This window comes from Agrococcus sp. UYP33 (assembly GCF_054060915.1).
This window is the reverse complement of sequence record NZ_JBSSDR010000002.1, coordinates 245324-267086: the sequence shown is the minus strand read 5'-3', so window position 1 is coordinate 267086 and position 21763 is coordinate 245324. Positions and strand designations below refer to the sequence as shown.

21 protein-coding genes are annotated in these 21763 nt (G+C 72.6%); 10 read left to right on the top strand and 11 right to left on the bottom strand.

The genetic code is table 11. The features are described 5' to 3' along the window. Positions 1 to 70 precede the first annotated feature (70 nt). The 6 genes from ACVWW9_RS11525 to ACVWW9_RS11500 all read right to left on the bottom strand — a co-directional run bounded on the left by ACVWW9_RS11525 (position 71) and on the right by ACVWW9_RS11500 (position 7342). Complete coding sequence (locus tag ACVWW9_RS11525; protein ID WP_456515627.1) at positions 71 to 1087, bottom strand: LacI family DNA-binding transcriptional regulator; 1017 nt, start codon at positions 1085 to 1087, stop codon at positions 71 to 73. Between the two features lies 1 nt (position 1088). Next, complete coding sequence (locus ACVWW9_RS11520) at positions 1089 to 2594, bottom strand: sugar ABC transporter ATP-binding protein (RefSeq protein ID WP_456515626.1); 1506 nt, start codon at positions 2592 to 2594, stop codon at positions 1089 to 1091. 82 nt (positions 2595 to 2676) lie between these two features. Then, positions 2677 to 3696, bottom strand: coding sequence for an ABC transporter permease subunit (locus tag ACVWW9_RS11515; protein WP_456515625.1), 1020 nt, complete (start codon positions 3694 to 3696; stop codon positions 2677 to 2679). Continuing rightward, positions 3693 to 4733, bottom strand: a complete 1041-nt coding sequence (locus tag ACVWW9_RS11510; protein WP_456515624.1) for an ABC transporter permease — start codon at positions 4731 to 4733, stop codon at positions 3693 to 3695. Before ACVWW9_RS11510 ends, ACVWW9_RS11515 begins: the two co-directional genes overlap by 4 nt. Continuing rightward, positions 4730 to 6265, bottom strand: coding sequence for a sugar ABC transporter ATP-binding protein (locus ACVWW9_RS11505; protein ID WP_456515623.1), 1536 nt, complete (start codon positions 6263 to 6265; stop codon positions 4730 to 4732). Before ACVWW9_RS11505 ends, ACVWW9_RS11510 begins: the two co-directional genes overlap by 4 nt. Positions 6266 to 6352: 87 nt before the next feature. Then, the gene (locus ACVWW9_RS11500) at positions 6353 to 7342 is read right to left on the bottom strand and encodes an ABC transporter substrate-binding protein (protein ID WP_456515622.1); all 990 of its coding nucleotides are present in this window, start codon (positions 7340 to 7342) and stop codon (positions 6353 to 6355) included. Positions 7343 to 7583: 241 nt separating this feature from the next. On the opposite strand from ACVWW9_RS11500, the gene ACVWW9_RS11495 reads away from it, so the two are divergent. After that, on the top strand, positions 7584 to 8567 hold the full coding sequence (locus ACVWW9_RS11495) for an aldose 1-epimerase family protein (RefSeq protein ID WP_456515621.1): 984 nt from the start codon (positions 7584 to 7586) through the stop codon (positions 8565 to 8567). Positions 8568 to 8617: 50 nt separating this feature from the next. After that, a complete protein-coding gene (locus ACVWW9_RS11490) occupies positions 8618 to 10222 on the top strand; it encodes an FGGY-family carbohydrate kinase (protein WP_456515620.1) in 1605 nt (534 codons plus the stop codon). A 25-nt stretch (positions 10223 to 10247) separates the two neighbouring features. Here ACVWW9_RS11490 and ACVWW9_RS11485 read toward each other — a convergent pair whose 3' ends face one another. Beyond that, positions 10248 to 11660, bottom strand: coding sequence for a dihydrolipoyl dehydrogenase family protein (locus tag ACVWW9_RS11485; protein ID WP_456515619.1), 1413 nt, complete (start codon positions 11658 to 11660; stop codon positions 10248 to 10250). A 17-nt stretch (positions 11661 to 11677) separates the two neighbouring features. Continuing rightward, the gene (locus ACVWW9_RS11480) at positions 11678 to 11932 is read right to left on the bottom strand and encodes a DUF1272 domain-containing protein (protein WP_456515618.1); all 255 of its coding nucleotides are present in this window, start codon (positions 11930 to 11932) and stop codon (positions 11678 to 11680) included. 105 nt (positions 11933 to 12037) lie between these two features. Here ACVWW9_RS11480 and ACVWW9_RS11475 point away from each other — a divergent pair, with 105 nt between their 5' ends. Then, on the top strand, positions 12038 to 12391 hold the full coding sequence (locus ACVWW9_RS11475) for a hypothetical protein (RefSeq protein WP_456515617.1): 354 nt from the start codon (positions 12038 to 12040) through the stop codon (positions 12389 to 12391). A gap of 32 nt (positions 12392 to 12423) precedes the next feature. Here ACVWW9_RS11475 and ACVWW9_RS11470 read toward each other — a convergent pair whose 3' ends face one another. Further along, positions 12424 to 13443, bottom strand: coding sequence for an aldo/keto reductase (locus tag ACVWW9_RS11470; RefSeq protein WP_456515616.1), 1020 nt, complete (start codon positions 13441 to 13443; stop codon positions 12424 to 12426). 136 nt (positions 13444 to 13579) lie between these two features. Here ACVWW9_RS11470 and ACVWW9_RS11465 point away from each other — a divergent pair, with 136 nt between their 5' ends. Both ACVWW9_RS11465 and ACVWW9_RS11460 read left to right on the top strand, forming a co-directional pair. Continuing rightward, complete coding sequence (locus ACVWW9_RS11465; protein WP_456515615.1) at positions 13580 to 14470, top strand: dihydrodipicolinate synthase family protein; 891 nt, start codon at positions 13580 to 13582, stop codon at positions 14468 to 14470. Between the two features lie 96 nt (positions 14471 to 14566). Next, positions 14567 to 14743, top strand: coding sequence for a hypothetical protein (locus ACVWW9_RS11460; protein ID WP_456515614.1), 177 nt, complete (start codon positions 14567 to 14569; stop codon positions 14741 to 14743). A gap of 17 nt (positions 14744 to 14760) precedes the next feature. Here ACVWW9_RS11460 and ACVWW9_RS11455 read toward each other — a convergent pair whose 3' ends face one another. Beyond that, complete coding sequence (locus tag ACVWW9_RS11455) at positions 14761 to 15222, bottom strand: MarR family winged helix-turn-helix transcriptional regulator (RefSeq protein ID WP_354261070.1); 462 nt, start codon at positions 15220 to 15222, stop codon at positions 14761 to 14763. 81 nt (positions 15223 to 15303) lie between these two features. Here ACVWW9_RS11455 and ACVWW9_RS11450 point away from each other — a divergent pair, with 81 nt between their 5' ends. The 5 genes from ACVWW9_RS11450 to ACVWW9_RS11430 all read left to right on the top strand — a co-directional run bounded on the left by ACVWW9_RS11450 (position 15304) and on the right by ACVWW9_RS11430 (position 19054). Continuing rightward, a complete protein-coding gene (locus ACVWW9_RS11450; RefSeq protein WP_456515613.1) occupies positions 15304 to 16044 on the top strand; it encodes an NYN domain-containing protein in 741 nt (246 codons plus the stop codon). Positions 16045 to 16052: 8 nt separating this feature from the next. Next, entirely contained in the window at positions 16053 to 16478 is a 426-nt protein-coding gene (locus tag ACVWW9_RS11445) for a hypothetical protein (protein WP_456515612.1), read from the top strand. A gap of 47 nt (positions 16479 to 16525) precedes the next feature. Continuing rightward, entirely contained in the window at positions 16526 to 17167 is a 642-nt protein-coding gene (locus ACVWW9_RS11440; protein WP_456515611.1) for an HAD family hydrolase, read from the top strand. An 80-nt stretch (positions 17168 to 17247) separates the two neighbouring features. Then, positions 17248 to 18069, top strand: coding sequence for a polyphosphate kinase 2 (gene ppk2 / locus ACVWW9_RS11435; protein WP_456515610.1), 822 nt, complete (start codon positions 17248 to 17250; stop codon positions 18067 to 18069). A 106-nt stretch (positions 18070 to 18175) separates the two neighbouring features. After that, positions 18176 to 19054 (top strand): helix-turn-helix transcriptional regulator, encoded by an 879-nt coding sequence (locus tag ACVWW9_RS11430; protein WP_354261080.1) that lies wholly within the window; start codon positions 18176 to 18178, stop codon positions 19052 to 19054. Between the two features lie 221 nt (positions 19055 to 19275). Here the strand turns inward: ACVWW9_RS11430 and ACVWW9_RS11425 are convergent, their stop codons facing one another. After that, on the bottom strand, positions 19276 to 21762 hold the full coding sequence (locus ACVWW9_RS11425; RefSeq protein ID WP_456515609.1) for a family 78 glycoside hydrolase catalytic domain: 2487 nt from the start codon (positions 21760 to 21762) through the stop codon (positions 19276 to 19278). Position 21763 lies beyond the last annotated feature (1 nt).

The following is a 21763-nucleotide window of genomic DNA, read 5'->3' as shown; positions in this document are numbered from 1 at the left end:
CCGCCCGTGGGGAGGCCCTAGCGAACCCTCCTCCCGCCCTGCGGTGACGCACGTGCCGCCGCGCACCCGTTCACGGTCGCGCGCGCGTCGATCCCCGGACGATCAGCCGCGTCGGCAGCGGCGCGTCCTGGCTCGCGCTGTCCGGCTCCTCGATCGCGATGAGCACCTTCTGCATCATCAGCTCGCCGAGCCGGTCGAAGTCCTGCCGCACGGTGGTGAGCGGCGGATCGAGGTAGGCCGCCTCGGGCACGTCGTCGAACCCGACCACGCTCACGTCGTCGGGCACGCGCAGCCCGCGCTCGCGGAGCGCCGCGAGCAGGCCGATGGCCATCTGATCGTTCGCGACGAAGACGCCGTCGCCCGGGCGCAGCTCGAGCGTCGACCCGATGCGGTAGCCGCTCTCGGCGCTCCAGTCGCCGGCGGCCGGGTCGCTCGCCACGAGGCCGTGCGCGGCGAGCTCGTCGCGCCAGCCGCGCACGCGCTCGACCGCGTCGGGCATGCTCGCCGGGCCCGCGATGTGCAGGATGCGCTCGTGCCCGAGCTCGGCGAGGTGCCGCACCGCGGATCTCGCGCCGCGGTACTGGTCGATCGAGATCGTCGTCGACGACGCGCGCGGCGTCGCGGCGACCGCGACGAGCGGCACGCCGAGCTCGATCGTGCGGATCGCCTCGAGCACGGCGACGTCGATGACGATGAGCACGATCGCGTCGACGCGCTGTCGCAGCAGCTCGTCGACGGCGGCGCGCACGTCCGTCACCTCGTGCGTGAGCGCGTGCACCGCGTGCACGCTGTAGCGCGCCTGCCGGGCCGCGAGGTTGAACCGCAGCGCGATCGACGTCGGGCCGTAGTCGGGCACGCCGGGCGTCACCAGGCCGATCGTGCGCGTCCGGCGCGTGACGAGTGCGCGAGCGGCCGGGGACGGGCTGTAGCGCAGCTGCGCGATGGCGTGCTCGACGCGCTGCCGCGTCGCGGGGCGCACGTTCGGGAGGTCGTTGAGCACGCGCGAGACCGTCTGGTGCGAGACGCCCGCGAGCCGCGCCACGTCGAAGATGTTCGCGGCCTTCGGCGCCGCCTCCTCGTTCGTCATCTCAGTCGTCGCCGCTCTCCGCCACCGCAGCGAGCAGCGACTCGACGGTGAGGCCGTCGGCGTCGAACGACCCGACCGCGAGCCCGTCGCGGAGCGCGACGACCCTGGTCGCGAGCCCGACGACCTCCTCCGGCTCGGCCGAGATGAACAGCACCGCGACCCCGTTGGCAGCGAGGTCCTCGACGAGGTGCTGCACCTCCGACTTCGCGCCCGCATCGATGCCGCGAGTCGGCTCGTCGAGGATGAGCACCCGCGGCGACAGGCACAGCAGGCGTGCGAGCAGCACCTTCTGCTGGTTGCCGCTCGAGAGCGTGCCCGCCGGCCGCGAGGGATCGGCAGGCTTGATCGCGAGCGCCTCGATCCAGCTCTCGGCGAGCTCGTCGCGCTGCGCTCGGGAGAGCGGCCGGAGCGTGCCGCGCTCCGCCTGCAGCGCGAGCACGATGTTGTCGGCGACGCTCATCCGGTCGACGATGCCCTCCGCTCGCCGGTCCTCGGATGCGTAGACGACCCCGAGGGCGATCGCGTCGCGCGGGTGCGCGAGGTCGCGGCGGACGCCCGCGATCTGGACGGTGCCCGACACCGGGCGCTCGACGCCGGAGATCCGGCGCGCGAGGGCGGTGCGTCCGGAGCCGACGGCACCGACCAGCCCGACGATCTCGCCCTCGGTGAGCTCGAGGTCGATCCCGGCCGCGCGCCCCCCGACGATGGCGCGCGCGACGACGTGCGGCATGCCGGCGCCCGGCTCGCCGGTGCCGACCGCGTCCGGTCGAGGCGCGGCCGGCGCGCTGCCCGTCATCTGCTCGAGCAGCTCGACGCGCAGCACCTCGCGGGTGCGATGCTCCCCCACCCAGCGACCCTCGCGCAGCACCGTCACCCGGTCGCAGACCTCGTAGACCTGGTCGAGGAAGTGCGAGACGAACAGGATGGCGACGCCCCGGTCGCGCAGCTCGAGCACGACGCGGAAGAGCTCGGCGATCGCGTCCTGCTCGAGCCGGGCCGTCGGCTCGTCGAGCACGAGCACGCGCGCATCGGCCGCGACCGCCCGGGCGATCGCGACGAGCTGCTGCGCCGACCGCGGGTGCGCGCCCAGCAGCGAGGCCGGATCGATCCGGATGCCCAGGTCGTCGAGCGCCGCGGCGGCGGATCGGCGTGCGCGGCGCCAGTCGATGCGGCCGCCGCGCCGCGGCTCGTGCCCGATGCTGAGGTTCTCGGCGACCGAGAGGTTGGGCAGCAGCTCGAGCTCCTGGTGGACGACGCTGATGCCCGCAGCCTGCCCGTCGCGCGGCGATCGGTGCCGCACCGGCACGCCGTCGAGCAGCATCGCGCCCGCCGTGAGCGGGATGGAGCCCGTGATCGCCTTGATGAGCGTGGACTTGCCCGCGCCGTTCTCGCCCAGCAGCGCGTGCACCTCGCCCGGCAGCAGCCGCAGGTCCACGTCGTCGAGCACGGTCTGCGCCCCGAAGCGCACCGTCGCGCCGCGCAGCTCGAGCACGGGGGCGGCGGTCATGGCTCCAGTATCGCGCCGCCCCGGTGGCGCGACGTGCGCCCTCGCGGCGGACACGTGCTCCGGCGCTCCCCGACCGGCGGCCTCAGCGCCGGTCGGCGCGAGCCACGATGAGCCGCTGCACGATGATGAACAGCAGCAGCAGCCCGCCGATGATGATGCGCGTCCACGACTGGTCCGCGCCGGTGAAGCTGATGACCGACTTGATGCCGCCGTAGACGAGCACGCCCACGAGCGAGCCGAGCACGTAGCCCTGACCGCCCGCGAGGAGCGTGCCGCCGATGACCACCGCGGCGATCGCGTCGAGCTCGGTGCCGACGCCGTTGAGCGGGTAGCCCGCGCCCGAGTATGCGGTGAGCATGAGCCCGGCGAGGCCGCCGCACACGCCGCTGATGAGGTAGACGATCACCTTCGTGCGACCGACCGCCAGGCCCATGAGCCGCGCCGACTGCTCGCTGCCGCCGATCGCGTAGACCGTGCGGCCGAAGCGCGTCCAGCGCAGCACCGCGGCCGCGATCGCCACGACGAGCAGCGCGATGATGCCGGTCGGCGTGAGGTACCAGTCACCGATCCGCAGCCGCGTCGACTGCAGCCACAGCACGACCGGATCCTCTACCCGGATCGACGACAGGCTCACCACGAAGGCGAAGCCGCGGGCGAGGAAGAGCCCGGCGAGCGACGCGATGAAGGGCTGCACGTCGAAGTACTGCACGAGCGCCCCGATGAGCGCGCCGATCGCGGCGCCGCCGAGGATCATCGCGGGCAGCACGACGAGCACCGGGACGCCGTCGGCGAGCATCTTCGCGCCGAGGATGCCCGTGAAGGCCATCACCGAACCCACCGACAGGTCGATGCCGCCGGTGAGGATCACGAAGGTCAGGCCCACCGCGAGCATGATGAGGTACGCGTTGTCGAGCAGCAGCGCCGACAGGTTGCGCGGCGTGATGAAGTTGCCGAAGGTCAGCTCGGCCCCCACGAACAGCACGACGAGGATCACGACGGCGGCGAGCGTCGGCGAGAGCGGCGTGAAGCGCCGGAGCCGGTCGCCGAGCGCCGGGCGCGCGGGCGGGGCGTCGGCGGCGGGCGGCGGTGCGATGGCGGTCATGCAGTCACCTCGGTGCGGTCGGGCGTGCGACGCGCTCGGAGGCGCGCGGCAGCTGCGGAGGTCCACCCGTGCACGCGAGGGGACTGGATGAGGACGACGATGATGACGGCCGCCGCCATGAAGACGGGGCTCACGGCCGGCGGCACGCCCAGGAACGTGATGGTCGACAGCAGCGTCTGGATGGTGAGCACGCCGATGACCGTGCCGGCGATGCTGAAGCGGCCGCCCATGAGCGACGTGCCGCCGAGCACGACGGCGAGGATCGCGTACAGCTCGATGTAGAGGCCGGCGGCGTTCGCGTCGGCGGCCATGATGTTCGAGCTGTAGAGGATGCCCGCGACGCCCGAGAGCACGCCGCTCGCGACGTAGGCGCCCCAGACGATGCCGCGCGAGCGCACGCCCGCGAGGCGGCTCGCGCTCGGGTTGATGCCGACCGCCTCGGTGAGCATGCCGAGCGCCGTGCGGCGCTCCAGCAGCACGATGACGGCGATCGCGACGAGCGACACGTAGAGCGCGAACGGCAGCCCCACGAGGTAGCCCTGCGCCATGAACCGGTAGGGCGCGCTCGTGACGGTCGTGATGAAGCCGTCGGTGATGAGCAGCGCGACGCCGCGTCCGGCGAGCATGAGCACGAGCGTCGCGATGATCGGCTGGATGCCGAGCACGGCGACGAGGAACCCGTTCCAGACGCCGAGCAGGAGCGCGAGGGCGACGCCCATCGCGATCGCGATCATGACGGTGCCGACGCCGTCGGGGTCGGACGACGAGTCGATGAAGGTGAGCGACACCGAGCCGGAGACGGCCATGATCGCCCCGACCGACAGGTCGATCCCTCGCGTGGCGATCACGATCGTCATGCCGAGCGCGACGAGCATGAGCGGCGCGGAGTTGCGCAGGATGTCGATGAGCGAGCCGTAGAGCTCGCCGTCGCGCACCGTGATGCCGAGGAACGACGGCCGGGCGACCGTGTTCACGACGACGAGCGCGACGAGCGCGAGGACGGGCCAGAGCAGCCGGCTGCGGAGGACGGCCCTCATGCTGCTGCCCTCACGCCCTCGTTGGCGATGTAGCCGATGAGTCCGTCGATGTCGACGTCCTTCGAGTCGAGCTCGCCGATCTTCCGGCGGTCGCGCATGACGACGACGCGCTGCGCGAGGCGCAGCACCTCCTCGAGCTCCGACGAGATGAAGATCACGGAGAGGCCCTCGGCCGACAGCTCGGCGACCTTGCGCTGGATGTCGGCCTTCGCGCCCACGTCGATGCCCCTCGTCGGCTCGTCGAGGATGAGCAGGTCGGGCTGGACCGCGAGCCAGCGCGCCAGCAGCACCTTCTGCTGGTTGCCGCCAGAGAGGTTGCGGATGGGCGTGTCGGGGTTCGCGGGCCGCACGCCGAGCGCCTCGATCGCCTCGCGGGCGATGCGGTCGCGCTCCTCCTTGCCGACCACCCGCATCCATCCCCTGCGGGCCTGGATGCCGAGCACGATGTTGTCGGCGACGCTGAGGTCGCCGATGATGCCCTCGCCGCGGCGGTCCTCGGACGAGAACGCGATGCGCTCCCCGATCGCGTGCCGCGGCGTGGGGATGCGCACCTCGCGGCCGTCGATCGCGATCGTGCCGACGTCGGCGCGGTCCGCGCCGCACAGCAGCCGCACGAGCTCGGTCCGGCCGGAGCCGAGCAGGCCGGCGAGGCCGACGACCTCGCCGCGGTGCACCTCGATGTCGCTCGGCTCGATCGAGCCGCGCCTGCCGACGCCGCTCGCGCGCAGCACCGGCGTCGCATCGCGGTCGATCGCGCGCTCGGCCGTCGTCGCGACCGCCTCCAGCTCCGCGACGGCGCGGCCGATCATCTGCGAGACGAGCTCGTCGCGCGGCAGGTCCCGAGCCAGGTGCTCGCCGATGAGGCGGCCGTTGCGGAGCACCGTGATGCGGTCGGAGATCTCGTAGACCTGGTCGAGGAAGTGGCTGACGAACAGGATCGCGACGCCGCGGTCGCGGAGGTCGCGCATCACGCCGAAGAGCTGCTCGACCTCGCTGCGGTCGAGGCTCGACGTCGGCTCATCGAGCACGAGCACCGACGCGCTCGTCACCATCGAGCGCGCGATGGCGACGAGCTGCTGCAGCGCGATCGAGTGGCTCGAGAGCGTCGAGCGGGTGTCGAGCGACAGGCCGAGGCTCGCGAGGTGCCGCGCCGCCTCTCGGTGGGTGGCGCGCCAGTCGATGCCCCACGCCCGGCGCACCTCGTTGCCGAGCATGACGTTCTCGCCGACGGAGAGGTTCGGGCAGAGGTTGACCTCCTGGAACACCGTCGAGATGCCGGCGGCCTGCGCGTCGGCGGTGCCGTGGAAGTCGCGGTCGGCGCCGTCGACGACGATCGAGCCGGCGTCGATCCGGTAGACGCCCGTGAGCGCCTTGATGAGCGTCGACTTGCCGGCGCCGTTCTCGCCCATGAGCGAGTGGACCTCGCCGGCGCGGAGCGTGAAGTCGACGCCGTCCAGGGCGAGCACGCCCGGGAAGGCGATGGTGATGTCGCGCATCCGGACGACGGCGTCCGTCGCGGTGGGCTGCAGCATGGTGTGCCTCTCGATGGAGGGGCCGTGCCCGGTCGAGGAGTCGACCGGGCACGACCATGGCGGACGGGTCCGCCGGTTCCGATGGGATCAGTACGGCCGGGTGTCGATGACCTCGGCGGCCTGCTCGCTCGTGAAGCTCTGGTCCTCCACGAAGTAGGCGGGCTCGACCTCCTCGCCGTCGAGCACCTGGCGCACGAGGTCGGCGACCTGCTCGCCGAGCATCGGGTTGCACTCGACGATGAAGTTGATCTTGCCGTCGACGAGCGCCTGCAGGCCGTCGCGCACCGCGTCGATCGAGACGATCTGGATGTCCTCGCCGGGCGTCAGGCCCGCGGCCTCGATCGCGTCGATCGCGCCGAGCGCCATGTCGTCGTTGTGCGCGTAGAGCAGGTCGATCTCACCGGCGTGCGCCTGCAGGAAGCCCTCCATCACGGTCTTGCCCTCCGCGCGCGTGAAGTTGCCGGTCTGCGAGGCGAGCGTCGTGATGCCCGAGCCCTCGATGGCCTCGAGGAAGCCCTCCGCGCGGTCGTTGGCCGGCGCCGACCCGGTCGTGCCCTCGAGCACGACCATGTTGGTCTCCTCGTCGCCGAACGTTTCGACCGCCCACTCGCCGGCCGTCTGGCCCTCCTTGCGGAAGTCGAGGCCGACCCAGGTCGCGTACAGGTCCTCGGAGGCGCTCACGGTGCGGTCCTCGAGGATGACCGGGATCTCCGCGTCGGCGGCCTCCTGCAGCACGTCGTCCCAGCCGTCCTCGACGATCGGCGCGATGACGATGGCGTCGACGCCCTGGTTGATGAAGCTGCGGACGGCGGCGATCTGCGCCGCCGGGTCGTTGTCGGCTGCGTTGAAGACCAGCTCGAAGCCGTTCTCCTCGGAGAACGCCGCGCGCATCGACTCGGTGTTGGCGCTGCGCCAGCCGCTCTCCGCACCCGTCTGCGCGAAGCCGACGGTGATGACGTCGCCGTCGGCGCCGTCGCTGCCCGCGGGTGCTCCCGCGTTGGAGCCGGCGCAGCCCGTCACCAGCAGCGCGACCGCGCCGAGCGCCAGTGCGCCCTTGATCGTGGATCTCTTGACCATGTTCGGACCTCCTCGTCCTGTGCCCGGCGTCGTTGCCGGATCGTGCGCTGGCCGGAGGCTCTCGCACTGCGGGAATGTTAACCCTCACATTTCGCGTTCGGGGGAGTTCCGGAGGTAACGGTTGGGTAACGATGATCCGACGGCATGGCGGCGCCACGGGCCGCGCCCTGGGGCTCCGCGCGGCTGACGTGAGCGATCACATGGAGTGGCGACATCCTCTGCGGGCACGCATACTGGTGCCATGGAGCGACGAGGCCCGACCGCAGCAGCAGCGCGCGAGCGCTCCCGCCCCCGATCCGGCGACCAGTACGAGCTGCGGCACGGCACGGCCTCCGCGATCATCGCGAGCGTCGGCGCGTCGCTCCGCGAGTACCGCGACGACGACCGCGATCTCGTGGTCCCCTACCCCGCCGACACCGTCCGGCCCGCCTACCGGGGCGCGACCCTCGTGCCGTGGCCGAACCGGGTCATCGGCGGCGAGTACACGTTCGGTGGTGTCGTCCGCCAGCTCGACCTCTCCGAGCCGGAGCGCGGGCACGCGCTGCACGGCCTCGGCGCCTGGCGCTCGTGGGAGCTCGTCGAGGCCGAGGCGGAGGCGGTCTCGCTGCGCCTGCTGCTCGAGCCGACGCTGGGCTACCCCTGGCGCCTCGAGATCACGACGACCTTCGCGCTCGGCGCGGACGGGCTGACGCAGCAGGTGCGCGCCGCCAACCTCGACGACGCGCCCGCCCCCTACGGCACCGCGCCGCACCCCTACCTGGTCGCAGGCCCCGGGCCGCTCGAGTCATGGTCGCTCGAGGTGCCCGCCGAGCGCGTGCAGCTCGTCGAGGCGGAGTCGCTGACCCCGGTCGGCATCGCCAGGCTCGACGAGGGCGACGGCGAGCTCGACTTCCGCACCGCCCGCAGCATCGGGTCGACGAGCATCGACCACGCGTTCACCGACCTCCGCCGCGACGAGCGGGGCATCGCGAGCGTCGTCGTCACCGACCCGCAGGCGGGCACCGGCGTGCGGATGTCGTGGGACGAGCAGTGTCCGTGGGTGCAGGTGCACACCGCCGACCTGCCGTCCGGCGACCGCGCGCTCGGCCACCGGATCGGCCTCGCGGTCGAGCCGATGACGTGCGCGCCCGGCGCGATGGACGAGCGGCGCGAGCACGTCGGCCCGATCACCGTGCTCGCCCCCGGCGACGACCACACCGCATCCTGGACCCTGGCGCCGGCGTGACCGACCGCGGCGCCCAGCACGACGACCCACCCCCGCCCTCGAGGAGCAGCATGCAGACCGAACCGACGACCGCGCTCGACGCGCTCCGCGACGGCACCACCAGCCTCGGGATCGAGCTCGGCTCGACCCGCATCAAGGCCGTGCTGGTCGACGACGTGGGGACGCCCATCGCATCCGGCAACGCCGCCTGGGAGAACGAGCTGCGCGACGGCTTCTGGACCTACAGCCTCGACGCGGTGCACGAGGGGCTCCAGCGCGCGTACGCCTCGCTCGCCGACGACTGCGAGCGCCAGTGGGGTGCACGCCCCGAGCGCATCGGCGCCATCGGTGTCTCGGGGATGATGCACGGCTACCTCGCCTTCGACGCCGACGGCGCGCTGCTCGTGCCCTTCCGCACGTGGCGCAACGCGACGACCGCGCGCGCGGCCGAGCTGCTCACCGCCGAGCTCGGCGTGCGGATGCCGCTGCGCTGGTCGGCGTCGCACCTGCTGCAGGCGGTGCTCGACGACGAGGAGCACGTCGGCCGGCTCGCCGCCATCACGACGCTCGCGGGCTACGTGCACCGGCTGCTCGGCGGCGCGCCCGTGCTCGGGCCGGACGACGCATCCGGCATGTTCCCGCTGGCGCCCTCCGGCACCGAGTACGACGCCGAGCTGCTCACCGCCTTCGACGCACTCGCGGCTCGCCACGGCGCGCAGGGCCTGCGCATCGCGGACCTGCTCCCCCAGGTCCGCACGGCAGGCGACGAGGCCGGCAGCCTCTCGGAGGCCGGTGCTCGGCTGCTCGACGCCACCGGCGCGCTGCAGGCGGGCGCCGCGCTCTGCCCGCCCGAGGGTGACGCGGGCACGGGCATGGTCGCCACCGGCGCGCTCGCCCCCGGCACCGGCAACGTGAGCGTCGGCACGAGCATCTTCGCGATGATCGTGCTCGACGCCGTGCCGACCGGCGAGCCGCTCGACGCCGACATCGTCGCGACGCCCGGCGGCAAGCCGAGCGCGATGGTGCACTGCGACAACGGCACGGCCGAGCTCGGCGCATGGGCGGGGCTCTTCGGGCAGTTCGCGGCAGCGGCCGGCGTGACGCTCGCGCCCGACGAGGTGTTCGCGGCGATGCTCGGCGGCAGCGCGGGCGGGAGCGTCGACGAGCTCGTCGCGTACGGCTTCATCTCGGGCGAGCACGCCATCCACCTGCCGCAGGGCAGGCCGCTCGTCGCGCGGCGGGCGGGCGCAGACCTGACGCTCGCCGGCTTCGCGAAGGCGCAGCTGCTCGGTGCGTTCGGCGCGCTGCGCCTCGGCATGCAGCAGCTGACCGACACCGGCGTGCGGCTCGACGAGCTCGTCGCCCACGGCGGCGTCTTCCGCACCCCGGGCGCCGCGCAGCCGCTGCTCGCTGCGACGCTCGACACGCCGGTCCGCGTGACGCCGAGCGCCGGCGAGGGCGGCGCGTGGGGCATGGCGCTCCTCGCCCGCTACCGGCTCGACCGCATCCGCGGCGACGAGCGCGCGCTCGAGGACTGGCTGCTCGATCGCGGCGGCATCGACCCGGGCACCGTCGAGCAGCCGGATGCCCGGCTCGTCGAGGAGTGCGCGGCGTACCACGAGCGATGGCAGGCGGCGCTGCCGCTCGCGCGGCTCGCGCCGGAGGTGCTCGCCTGAGCTCGCCCGCCGCGCGCGCCCGCCCCTAGTGCAGCTCGCTCCCCCGCGCCGGCTCGGCGAGCACGGCGCGGGCGGCGAGGCCGACGATCGCCGTGTACGTCGGGTAGGCGAAGCGCACGTTCGCGAGCGCCGCGACGTCGATGCCCGCCGCCATCGCCGTCGTCACCGACTGGATGACCTCCACCGCGTTCTCGCCGACCGCGTGCGCGCCCAGGATGAGCGACCGGCGCCGGTCCGCGATGAGCTTGAGGAAGCCGGTGCCGCGATCGTCGATCACCGCCCGGTCGAGCTGGTCGTACCGCACCGTCGCGACCACGCACTGCTCGTCGCGTGAGCGCGCCTGCTCCTCGGTGAGCCCGACGCCCGCGTAGTCCGGGTCGGTGAAGCCGCCCGCGGGCAGCAGCAGGTGCGACGTGCGCCGGTTCGCGCCGACGACCGCGTTCTCGGCCGCGGCCTCCCCCTCGAACTGGGCCGCCTGCACGAGCATGTCGCGACCGTTCGCGTCGCCCACCGCGTAGATGTGCGGCACGGCGCTCCGGAAGTACTCGTCGACCGGGATGGCCGAGCGCTCCGGCCGGATCCCCGCGCGCTCGAGCCCGAGGTCCTCGACGTCGGCGGGCCAGCCCGCGGCCATGACGACCGCGTCGAAGCGCTCGGCCTGCGGCTCGCCCGCGTCGGTCCAGCGCAGCTCGATCCGGTCGCCGTCCACCCGGCGCAGCTCGTCGATCGACGCGATGCCCGCGCGCACGGTCACCCCGACCCTGCGGAACGCGGCGCTCACCTCCTCGGCGATCGCGGCATCCGAGGGCATGAGGATGCGCGGCGCGATGTCGAGCAGGGTCACGTCTGCGCCGAACGCGTTCAGCACGGTCACGAGCTGCGCCCCCGTGTTGCCGCCGCCGATCACCGCGACCCGGGACGGCAGCGCCGCGAGGTGCAGCACCTCCTCGGGCATCGTCGCGAGCTCGGCGCCGGGGATGGGCAGCCGCCGCGAGTGCCCGCCGACGCAGACGAGGATCGATGCCGCGCGCACGCGCCGCCCGCTGTCGAGCACGAGCGTGTGCGCATCCTCGAAGCGCGCCCGTCCCTCCTCGATGAGGTCGACGCCGGCGTCGGCGAAGCGCTGCGCCTCGCGCTTCATCGCCCGCACCTCGTCGACGCGGCCGTGCACGCGCTCGACCAGGGTCGGCCAGTCGATGCCGACGCCCGACACGTCGACGCCGTGCTCGTGCGCCGTGCGGGCGTCGCGGATCAGCCGCGCCGCCTTGGCCAGCACGCGGGTCGGCACGCAGCCGCTGTTGACGCACGTGCCGCCGAGGTGCTTCGCCTCGAGCACCACCACCGTCGCGCCGAGCTCTCGCGCTCGGAGCGCGGCTGCGGTGCCGGCGGGTCCCGCGCCGATCACCGCGATGTCGTACTCGTCCGTCGCCTCGTCCACCGTGGCTCCCTCTCCCGTCATGCCGGCGACTCCGCCGCCTCGCGGCAGCTCGCCGACACGACCCTCGTCGTGCTCGCCGGATGCCGCAGCAGCGCAGCGGGCGGTCGCACCGGCCGCAGCTCGAGCGTGCCGCCGCAGTTGGGGCACGCGCGGCCCGGGAATGCCTCGACGCACGCCGGGCACCACGTGCACTCGAACGTGCAGATGTAGGCCACGTCGCTGGGCGCCAGATCCCGGTCGCAGCATTCGCAGTTCGGGCGCAGCTCGAGCATGGCCGCAAGCGTAGGCCACGCCATCGCGGCGCGCCCCGGACTACCGCCAGATGAACTGTGGCGCAGGCGCTTGCGCGCGGGCGCGCCTGCCTGCATGCTCGCACCATGAGCGCACTCTCTCCGGCCGCAGGCGGTCTCCGTGGCCGCGTCCGGGCCGGCACGCAGCACGACGCCTGGCCGCTCGCCATCATCTCGATCGTGGTCGCCGCCGCTGCCGCCGCCGTGCTGCAGCTCGCCGGGTGGGTCAACACCCTCGACGGCCCCGTCGAGCTGTTCTTCATCGTGGGGATGGTGCTGCTCGTGTGGGCGGCGATCGCCTGCCTCGCCACCGTCATCGTGCTGCTCCGCACGGCCCGAGGCGGCGGCGCGAGCGCCGTCGTGACGGCGGTCGCCGTCGCGATCGTCGCCATCACCGCGACGCTGCACCCGCTGCTCGGCTCCGGCGGCGCCACGGGCTGATGCCCCGGGCCGCTCCCTGAGCGGAGCCGCCGTCAGGCGCGACCGGCGTCAGCCCGCGCGAGCACCGCATCGATCTCGGCGAGCACGGCGTCGTCGAGCGGTGCCGCCTCGAGCGCGGCGACGTTCGACTCGAGCTGCGCGACGCTGCTGGCCCCCACGATCGCCGACGTCACGCGCTCGTCGCGCAGCACCCACTGCAGGGCGAGCTGCGCGAGCGTCTGGCCCCGCCGACGCGCGATCGCGTCGAGGTCGCGCGCGATCGCGACCTTCGCCTCCGTGATGTCGCCGGAGCGGAGGTAGCGGGAGTGCGTCGCGCGCGACCCGGAGGGCACCCCGTCGAGGTAGCGGTCGGTGAGCAGCCCCTGCGCGAGCGGCGAGAAGACGACCATCCCCATGCCGAGGCGGCCGACCACGTCGAGCAGGCCGTCCTCGACGCGCCGGTCGAGCATCGAGTACCGCGGCTGGTGCAGCAGCAGGCTGCTGCCGAGACCGGCGATCGTCGCGGCGGCGGCCTCCGTCTGCTCCGGCGAGTAGTTCGAGATCGCGGCGTAGCGGGCGCGACCGGAGCGCACGATGTCGGCGAGCGCGCCGATCGTCTCCTCGAGCGGCGTCTCCGGATCGGGCCGGTGGTGGTAGAACACGTCGACGTGGTCGAGCCCCATCCGCCGCAGGCTCTGGTCGAGGGATGCGAAGAGGTACTTGCGCGAGCCGCCGTCGCCGTAGGGCCCGGGCCACATGTCGTAGCCCGCCTTCGTCGAGATCACGAGCTCGTCGCGGTACGGCATGAGGTCGCGCTCCAGGTGCCGGCCGAAGCCGTCCTCCGCGGCGCCGTAGGGCGGACCGTAGTTGTTCGCGAGGTCGAAGTGGGTGATCCCGAGGTCGAGGGCCCGGGTGAGGATCGCCCGCTGCGTCTCGAAGGGCGTGGTCGCGCCGAAGTTCTGCCAGAGCCCGAGCGACAGCGCGGGCAGCCGGAGACCGCTCGAGCCGGCCTTGCGGTAGACGGCGCCGGCGGCTTCGTAGCGGTCGTCGGCGGCGGTGTAGCGATCGGTCATGGCGTCCTCCGATGGTTCGTCGCGGCGACCCGCACGATCCTGGACCGTAGCAGCGCTCCGCTGCGCGACGATGGACCGCGGGCTCGGCGTCGTGCACCCGGCTCGACCCGCAGCATCCCGACCGCAGAGGAGACCCGTGTTCACCGGACTGAGCGCCTTCCCCCTGACCCCGCTGCGCGACGACGCGGTCGACCACGACGCGCTCGCCGCGATCGTGCGCCGGCTCGTCGCCGCCGGGGTCGACAGCATCACCGTGCTCGGCTCGACCGGGTCCTACGCCTACCTCGACCGCGCGGAGCGCCAGGCGGCCATCGCGACCGCAGTCGAGCACGCGGGCGGCGTCCCGGTGTTCGCCGGGGTAGGTGCGCTCCGCACCAAGCACGTGCTCGAGCACGCGAGCGACGCGCAGGACGCCGGCGCGCGAGCCCTCCTCGTGGCACCGGTCAGCTATCAGCCCCTCACCGCGGCCGACGTCCTGGGGCTCTTCACCGACGTCGTCGAGCACGCCGACCTGCCGGTGATCGTCTACGACAACCCCGGCACGACGCGGTTCGCCTTCGACGACGCGCTCTACGCGCGGCTCGCCGATCTCCCCGGCATCGCGTCGATCAAGATCCCCGGCATCGCCGACGCGACGGCCGCGCAGGAACGGCTGCGCGAGCTCCGTGCGCTCCTGCCCGAGCGCATCACGATCGGGATCTCCGGTGACGCGCACGCCGCACGAGGGCTCGCGGCCGGCTGCGACGCCTGGTACTCGGTGATCGCCGGCACGATCGCGCCGCCCATGGTCGCGCTGACGCGGGCGGCGCTCGCGGGCGACCACGACGCTGCCGCAGCCGCATCCGCCCGGCTGCAGCCGCTGTGGGACCTGTTCGCCGAGCACGGCAGCCTGCGCGTCACCGCTGCGATCGCCGAGCACCTCGGCATGGCGACGCGCAGCTGCCTCCCCCGCCCCATCCTCGGCCTCGACGACGAGCAGCGCCGCCGCGTCCACGCGGTCGTCGCCGAGCTCGAGCTGGAGCCCTGAGCACCCCACCGCGAGCGGTAGGACTGGTACGATTAGTGCACGAAGGTTCGACGCCGGGAGCGGCTCGGGCCGCGCCTCGCACTGATGGAGCCAGCCATGGACGCGCAGCAGCAGCCCACCCCCGTCACGCTCGACGGTCAGCGCCGCCGCGACCCGCAGAGCTTTACGCGCGGCGACGTGCTGGCGATCAAGCTGGCGATCTCCGGCGGCATCGTGCTGTCACTCGCGGCGACCGCGGCCTTCGTCGCGGTGGTGGTGCTCCCCGGGCTCTGACGGCCGGAGCGCGTCGATCAGTCTCGAGGCGAGCGGTCGGCGGCGTCCATGAGCCGCCCCATCAGCGAGCGCAGCTGCTCCAGCTCGTCGAGCTCGAGCCCCAGGCGCTCCACCATCGTGCCAGGCACCGCCGACGCCTTCTCGCGCAGGCGACGGCCCTCCTCCGTCAGCGCGATGTCGAGCGTGCGCTCGTCGCCGGGCCGACGCGTGCGAGACACGAGCCCGGCCGCCTCGAGGCGCTTCACGAGCGGCGAGGCGGTGGCGGGCTCGAGCCGCAGCATCTCGCTCAGCGTCCGGAGCGAGAGCGGGGAGGAGCCCCACAGCGCGAGCATCACCAGGTACTGGGGATGCGAGAGGCCGAGCGGCTGCAGCACCGGCCGATACGCGTTGACGATGCTGCGCGACGCGGCCGCGAGGGCGAAGCAGATCTGACGCTCGAGCGCGAGCGGATCGTCTGCGATCTGCTGCTCCTGCTCCATGCCGCTCCCCCGCTCGATCGTTCGTCTTCTCAGCCTAAGCGCCCGCGCGGAGGCCGAGCGTGCCACTGCCATGCTGGACCCATGGCGAAGCCCCACGACCTCCTGGCCGTCCTCGTCGACGCCGACAATGTCTCGCCGACGAAGATCGGCGCGGTGCTCACCGAGATCGCGCGCTTCGGCACCGCCTCCGTGAAGCGCGTCTACGGTGACTGGACGCGGCCGGAGCTGAGCTCGTGGAAGCTCTCCGCCAGTGAGCACGTCATCCAGCCGATGCAGCAGTTCGCGAACACGACGGGCAAGAACGCGACGGACAGCGCGCTCATCATCGACGGAATGGACCTGCTGTACACGCGTCGCTTCCAGGGCTTCTGCATCGTGTCGTCCGACAGCGACTTCACCCGTCTCGCGTCTCGCATCCGCGAGGAGGGCGTCACGGTCTACGGCTTCGGCGAGCGGAAGACGCCCGAGGCCTTCCGCAACGCGTGCGACCAGTTCACGTACCTCGAGGTGCTCGATGCGCCTGCTGCCGAGAGCGCCGCCACCGCACCCGTGCCCACGCGCACGCCGACGGCCAAGCTGCGCGCGGACAGCAAGCTCGTCTCAGGGTTGCGCTCGAGTGCCACCGCCGCTTCCGGCGAGGACGGCTGGGCCCACCTCTCGACAGTGGGCCAGCTCATGCGCAAGCAGCACCCTGACTTCGACCCGCGCAACTGGGGCTACGCGAAGCTCTCGGACCTGGTTCGCGCGAGCGAGCTCTTCGTCGTCGAGGTGCTCCCGACCGGAGTCCTGCGGATGCAGGCACGCAAGCGCAACGGGGACTGAGGATCACGATGGCGAAGCAGCGTACGAAGCGACCGAAGCCGTCCGCGCCGCCGGAGGAGCTCACCGTCGTCGTCTGCCGCGGCGGCGACTGCGGGAGCCGGCGCAAGCATCCGGAGGTCGACCACGGCGCGCAGCTCACGGCCTTCCGCGATGGCACCGCGGGATCGGCGACGGTCATCCCGAGCAAGTGCCTCGACGCGTGCGAGCACTCGAACGTCGTGGTGGTGCTGCCGAGCGAAGCGGGCAGCGCGGCCGGTGCTACGCCCGTCTGGATCGGCGAGGTGAACGACACCGTGGTGACGAACGACATCGTCGAGTGGGTGAACGCCGGCGGCCCCGGCGTCGCGCCCGACCCGACGCTCGTGAGCATCCAGGAGTTCCGCCCGACGCGCCTCAGCCGCAGCGAGCTGCAGCCCGGCCACGCCCTGCCCTGACGCGGCGCGCCAGCCATCGGCAGGCTGGCACTGGCAGGCTGACGACCATGACCGACGCCGTGCTCGACCTCGACGGCGTGCTCTCGACGCGCGACACCTTCGCCACGCTGCTGGTCGAGGCGGCTCGCCGCTCCCCCGTCATGGGCGCCCGAAGCGCTCCCGCGCTCGCCCGCTGGCTGCGCGCCGGTCACGACGTGCCGCGGCACGCGGCCGCCTCGCGCGAGGTGGCGCGCAGCCTCCTGCGCGGCATGCCGGAGCCGATGTACGACGCGCTCGCGCGCGATGTCGGCGCTCGGCTCGGCAGGATCGCGAGCCGTCGCTCGATGCTCGAGGTGGCCGCTGGGCTGCGGCGCGAGGGTGCGCACATCGTCGTCGCCACCGGCTCCGAGCAGCGCCTGGCGTCGGCGTTCCTCGCCGCCGCCGGGGTCGAGCACGACCTGCTGCTGGCCTCCACGCTCCGCTGGACGCCGACCGGCCCGGTCTTCGAGCGCCACATCCGCGGCGCCAGCAAGCTGACGGCGATCCGCGAGGCCGGCATCCCGATCGAGCGGCGGCGCTTCTGGACCGACTCGTTCGACGACTACCCGACCGCGGAGGCGGCCGCATCCGTCGTGCTGGTCGCGCCGTCGCGACACTCCGCAGCGCGCTACCGCGCGAGCCCGGTGCCCTTCGAGCTGCTGCTGCGGTGACCTTCCGGGCGTGACTGCCATGATGACCGAGCGGCCGAACGCCAACCGGCGGATCCGCTCCCCGATCGAGAGCACACGCCATGGCGAGCAAGAAGCAGGGCAAGAAGCACAAGACCCGACGCGTCGACAAGCAGAAGTACGAGCAGGAGCTCAAGCGCCTGCAGGTCGAGCTCGTCAGCATGCAGCAGTGGGTCATCGCGGCCGACGCCCGCATCCTCGTCCTCTTCGAAGGCCGTGACGCCGCCGGCAAGGGCGGTGCGATCAAGCGGGTCATGCAGTACCTCAACCCGCGCCACGCCCGCGTGGTCGCGCTGCCGCAGCCCACCGAGCGCGAGAAGGGCCAGTGGTACTTCCAGCGGTACATCGAGCGGCTGCCCACCAAGGGCGAGATCGTGCTGATGGACCGCTCCTGGTACAACCGCGCCGGCGTCGAGCGCGTCATGGGCTACTGCACCGAGGAGGAGTACGACCGCTTCCTCGCGCAGGCCCCCGTCGTGGAGCAGATGCTCGTCGACGACGGGATCATCCTCGTGAAGTACTGGTACTCCGTCTCCGACACCGAGCAGGAGAAGCGATTCCGGTCTCGGCTCAACGACCCCATGCGGCGCTGGAAGCTCTCGGAGACCGACCTGCTGTCGATCACCAAGTGGGAGGACTACTCCCAGGCCAAGGACGCGATGTTCGACGTCACCGACCGGGCGCACGCGCCGTGGTGGTCGATCAACAGCGACGACAAGCGCGCCGCTCGGCTGAACACCATCAAGCACCTCCTCAGCCAGGTCCCGTACGACCGGCTCGACCCGGACGAGGTCGAGTTCCCCGAGCGTCCCGCGCCCGCCGGAACCGCCCGGCCGCCGATCGAGGAGCTCCGGTTCGTCCCGGACCACGCCGCGACGCTCTGATCGCAGAGCCAGGACGCTCTCCCGAGCCGAGACCTGCGGGCCGCCACCGGTGAGGGGTAGTGACCGTGCCTCCCGGCCTACCAGCGCCGCGCGTAGCGTGGTCGGCATGGGAGACGTCAGGAACGAGGTGCGCGAGTTCCTCAGCTCGCGCCGCGCACGCATCACGCCGCAGGAGGCTGGCCTGCCTGCCTACGGCGGCAACCGGCGCGTGCCGGGCCTGCGCCGCGAGGAGGTCGCGATGCTCGCAGGCGTCTCGGTCGACTACTACGTCCGCCTCGAGCGGGGCAACCTCGCGGGAGCGTCCGAGAGCGTCCTCGACGCGCTCGCCTCGACGCTCAAGCTCGACGACGCCGAGCGACAGCACCTGTTCGACCTCGCCCGCGCGAGCGGGCCGACGAGACCCCGTCGCGCCCGCGCGACCAGCGCCGTGCGCCCCGCCGTCCAGCAGGTGCTCGACGCGATCGACAGCCCGGCGTGGGTGCGCAACGGACGGCACGACATCCTGGCGACCAACCGGATGGGCCGGGCCCTGTACGCCCCCGTCTTCGACGACCCGCGACGACCCGTGAACACCACGCGCTTCGCCTACCTGAACCCCGCGGCGCGCGTCTTCTGGCGCGACTACGACCAGATCGCGAACGACGCCGCCGCGATGCTGCGCATGGAGGTCGGCAGCAACCCGCACGATCCGGAGCTCATCGCCCTGGTAGGCGAGCTGTCGACGCAGAGCGAGCTCTTCCGGCAGCGCTGGGCATCGCGCGACGTGATGTTCCATCGCAGCGGACGCAAGCGCCTCCACCACCCCGTCGTCGGCGACCTCGACCTCGACTACGAGTCGATGGAGCTCCCGAGCGAGCCCGGGCTGGTGCTCAATGTCTACACCGCGCCCGCCGGATCCCCGACCGCCGACGCGCTGCGGATGCTGGCCTCATGGGCGGCGACGCAGGAGGCGGCGCCCGCCGCCGAGGCGATCTCCGAGCGCTGAGGCGCGCTGCTGCGCGCGCTACGGGAACGGCTCGCCGACGCAGGCGCTCAACCGTCAGCCGGCGCGCGGGACGACGCTGCGCATCGACCCCCGCTAGCCGCTCGCCGTACCAATAGAAGACGCCGCTTTCGATGTACATCGATCCGCCGTGGGCCTGGATGCGTTCGCCCTTGATGTCCATCCGCACCTGGCCGGGGCGGAAGGCAGTCCGCGGGGTGATGTCAGGCCTGGGTGGCCTCTCGTGGGGTGATGGCGGCTTCCAGGTCCCGGGCGAGATCCGAGACGGCCGCGCCTGGCATCCGCTCCAGGACGGCGCTGAGCGGCATCGCCGCCATGTGCGCGCCCGCGGCATCGATCGGGACGCCGGGGAAGTAGGTCTTGAAGACCTCGACGACCGCCGCCCAGACGACGGGGTCGGTGGAGATCTCCTTGATGGGGGTGTCCATCGTGAACGCCGCCGTGACGCCGTAGCCCTCGGGCGCGGGGTAGCGCCACGAGTGGCGTCCGGCGCCGACGTCCGCCGTGGCGCCGTCGGGATGCAGCGGCAGCACGACGGAGGCATCTGTCCCTTCGGGCACGGTCACGTCGAGCACGACGTCACCGGCCTCGATCCGCCAGCTCACCTCGGCGAGCCCCGCAGGGGTCCGGTGGGCAGTGCGTGCGGACGTGAGTCCTCCGCCAGGCTGCGGCGCGATGACCACGCGCTCCCACCCCGCTGCGGCTCGCGTGAGCCCGCCGACGACGCGGTGCAGCCAGCTCGAGACCGCTCCGAGCGCGTAGTGGTTCAGAGACGTCATGCCGGTCGAGTTCAGCGTGCCATCCGGCAGCACGGAGTCCCACCGCTCCCAGATCGTCGTCGCACCCATCGTGACCGGGTACAGGAACGACGGGCACTGCTGCTCGAGGAGGAGCTTGTAGGCCTCGTCGATGTGCCCGGTGCTGCTCAGCGCATCGAGGACCAGCGGCGTGCCTGCGAATCCCGTCGAGATCGTGTAGCCGGCGGCCTCGACGATCTCGGCCAGCCGGTCCCCCGCCTTCTCCAGCTGATCGGCGCGGAGGATGTCGAACATGATGCTCAGCGCGTAGGCGGTCGCGGACTCGTTGACGACGCGCCCGGACTCCGTGACGAACTCGCGGCGGAACGCAACCAGGACCCGCTCGTGGAGCGCGAGGAAGTGCTCGGCGTCGGCGACGTTGCCGAGCAGCTCCGCTGTCCGGGCCATCTCTCGCGTGGTCTTGCAGAGGTACGCGTTCGCGACCAGGTATCGGTCCGTCTTGCCCCCGGCGGGGTTGCTGGCGGGGGCGTCCGGGTCGAGCCAGTCGCCGAACTGGAATCCCTCGCTCCAGAGGCCCTCGGCATCCAGCAGACCCTCCACCTCCCGGATGAACGCGGTCATCGACTCGTAGCTGTCGCGGAGGATGTCGAGGTCGCCGTGCTCCTGATACAGCTCCCAGGGCAGGCTCACCGCGACGTCGCTCCACACCGCGGTCGGCGAGGACGAGGTGGGCAGCACGTCCGGGACCACCCACGGGACGGTGCCGGCGGCGCGCTGCTCGGCTGCGAGGTCCTTGAGCCAGGACTGCAGGATCGCCCGAGTGTCGTAGAGGTAGGTGGCGGTGGGCGCGAAGGCGTTCAGGTCGCCGGTCCAGCCCAGCCGCTCATCGCGCTGCGGGCAGTCGGTGGGGACGCTGACGAAGTTGCCGCGCATCGCCCAGACGGTGTTCTCGTGCAGCTTGGTCACCAGCGGATCGGAGGTCTCGAACCACCCGGCGCGCTCCATGTCGGTGTGAACCACCACCGCGGTGAACGCGGCGGGGTCGACCTGAGCGGGCCATCCGTCGACCTCCACGTACCGGAAGCCGTGGAAGGTGAACTCCGGCTCCCATGTCTCGTCGCCCGAGCCGGCGAGCGTGTAGCGATCCGTGGCGGCCGCCTGTCGCAGCGTCTCGACCTCGAGCTCCCCCTCCGGTGTGAGGAGCTCGGCGTGACGGAGGGTGACCGTGCTCCCGGCGGGCCCGTTGACGGTGAATCGCACCCAGCCGGACAGGATCTGCCCGAAGTCCAGGATGGTGGCTCCGGAGGGGGACGTGGTGATCTCGACGGGCGCGAGCTGCTGCGTGCGGCGGATGGGTGGGGCGGCGTCGAGCTCGAGCACGGCAGGCGACCATTCGAAGATCGCCGCGGCAGGCCATGCAGAGCCGTCGAATCCCGGTGTGTCCCATCCCGTCTGCTCGAGTCGGGCGTCGTAGCTCTCGCCCTCGTAGATCCCGTTCTGACGGACGGCTCCCTCGCCGACCTGGAAGGTCTCGTCAGACCCGACCACCTCTTCGCGGTCGCCGTAGTGCAGGGTGAGCTCTGCCCACAGCGCCGGCCGCTCCGCGTAGTTGCTCCTGTTCAGCTCCCACGTGAGCGGGCCGACCGCCCACCCCTCACCGACGACCGCGCCGAGGACGTTCTCTCCCGCTGCGATGAGTTCGGTGACGTCATGCTCGCTGACGTGCAACCGGTGCGTGTACGACGTCCATCCCGGGGCGAGCACCTCGTCACCGATGCGTCGACCGTTCATGCGCGGCACCACGATGCCCAGAGCGGTGATCCTCAGCGTCGCCCGCTCCGGGGCCGTCGCGACCGAGAACTCCCGCCGGAAGTACACGGCCGGTCCGCCCGCGGTGTACTCGGGCGCGCTGATGAAGGAGGCAGTGGTCATC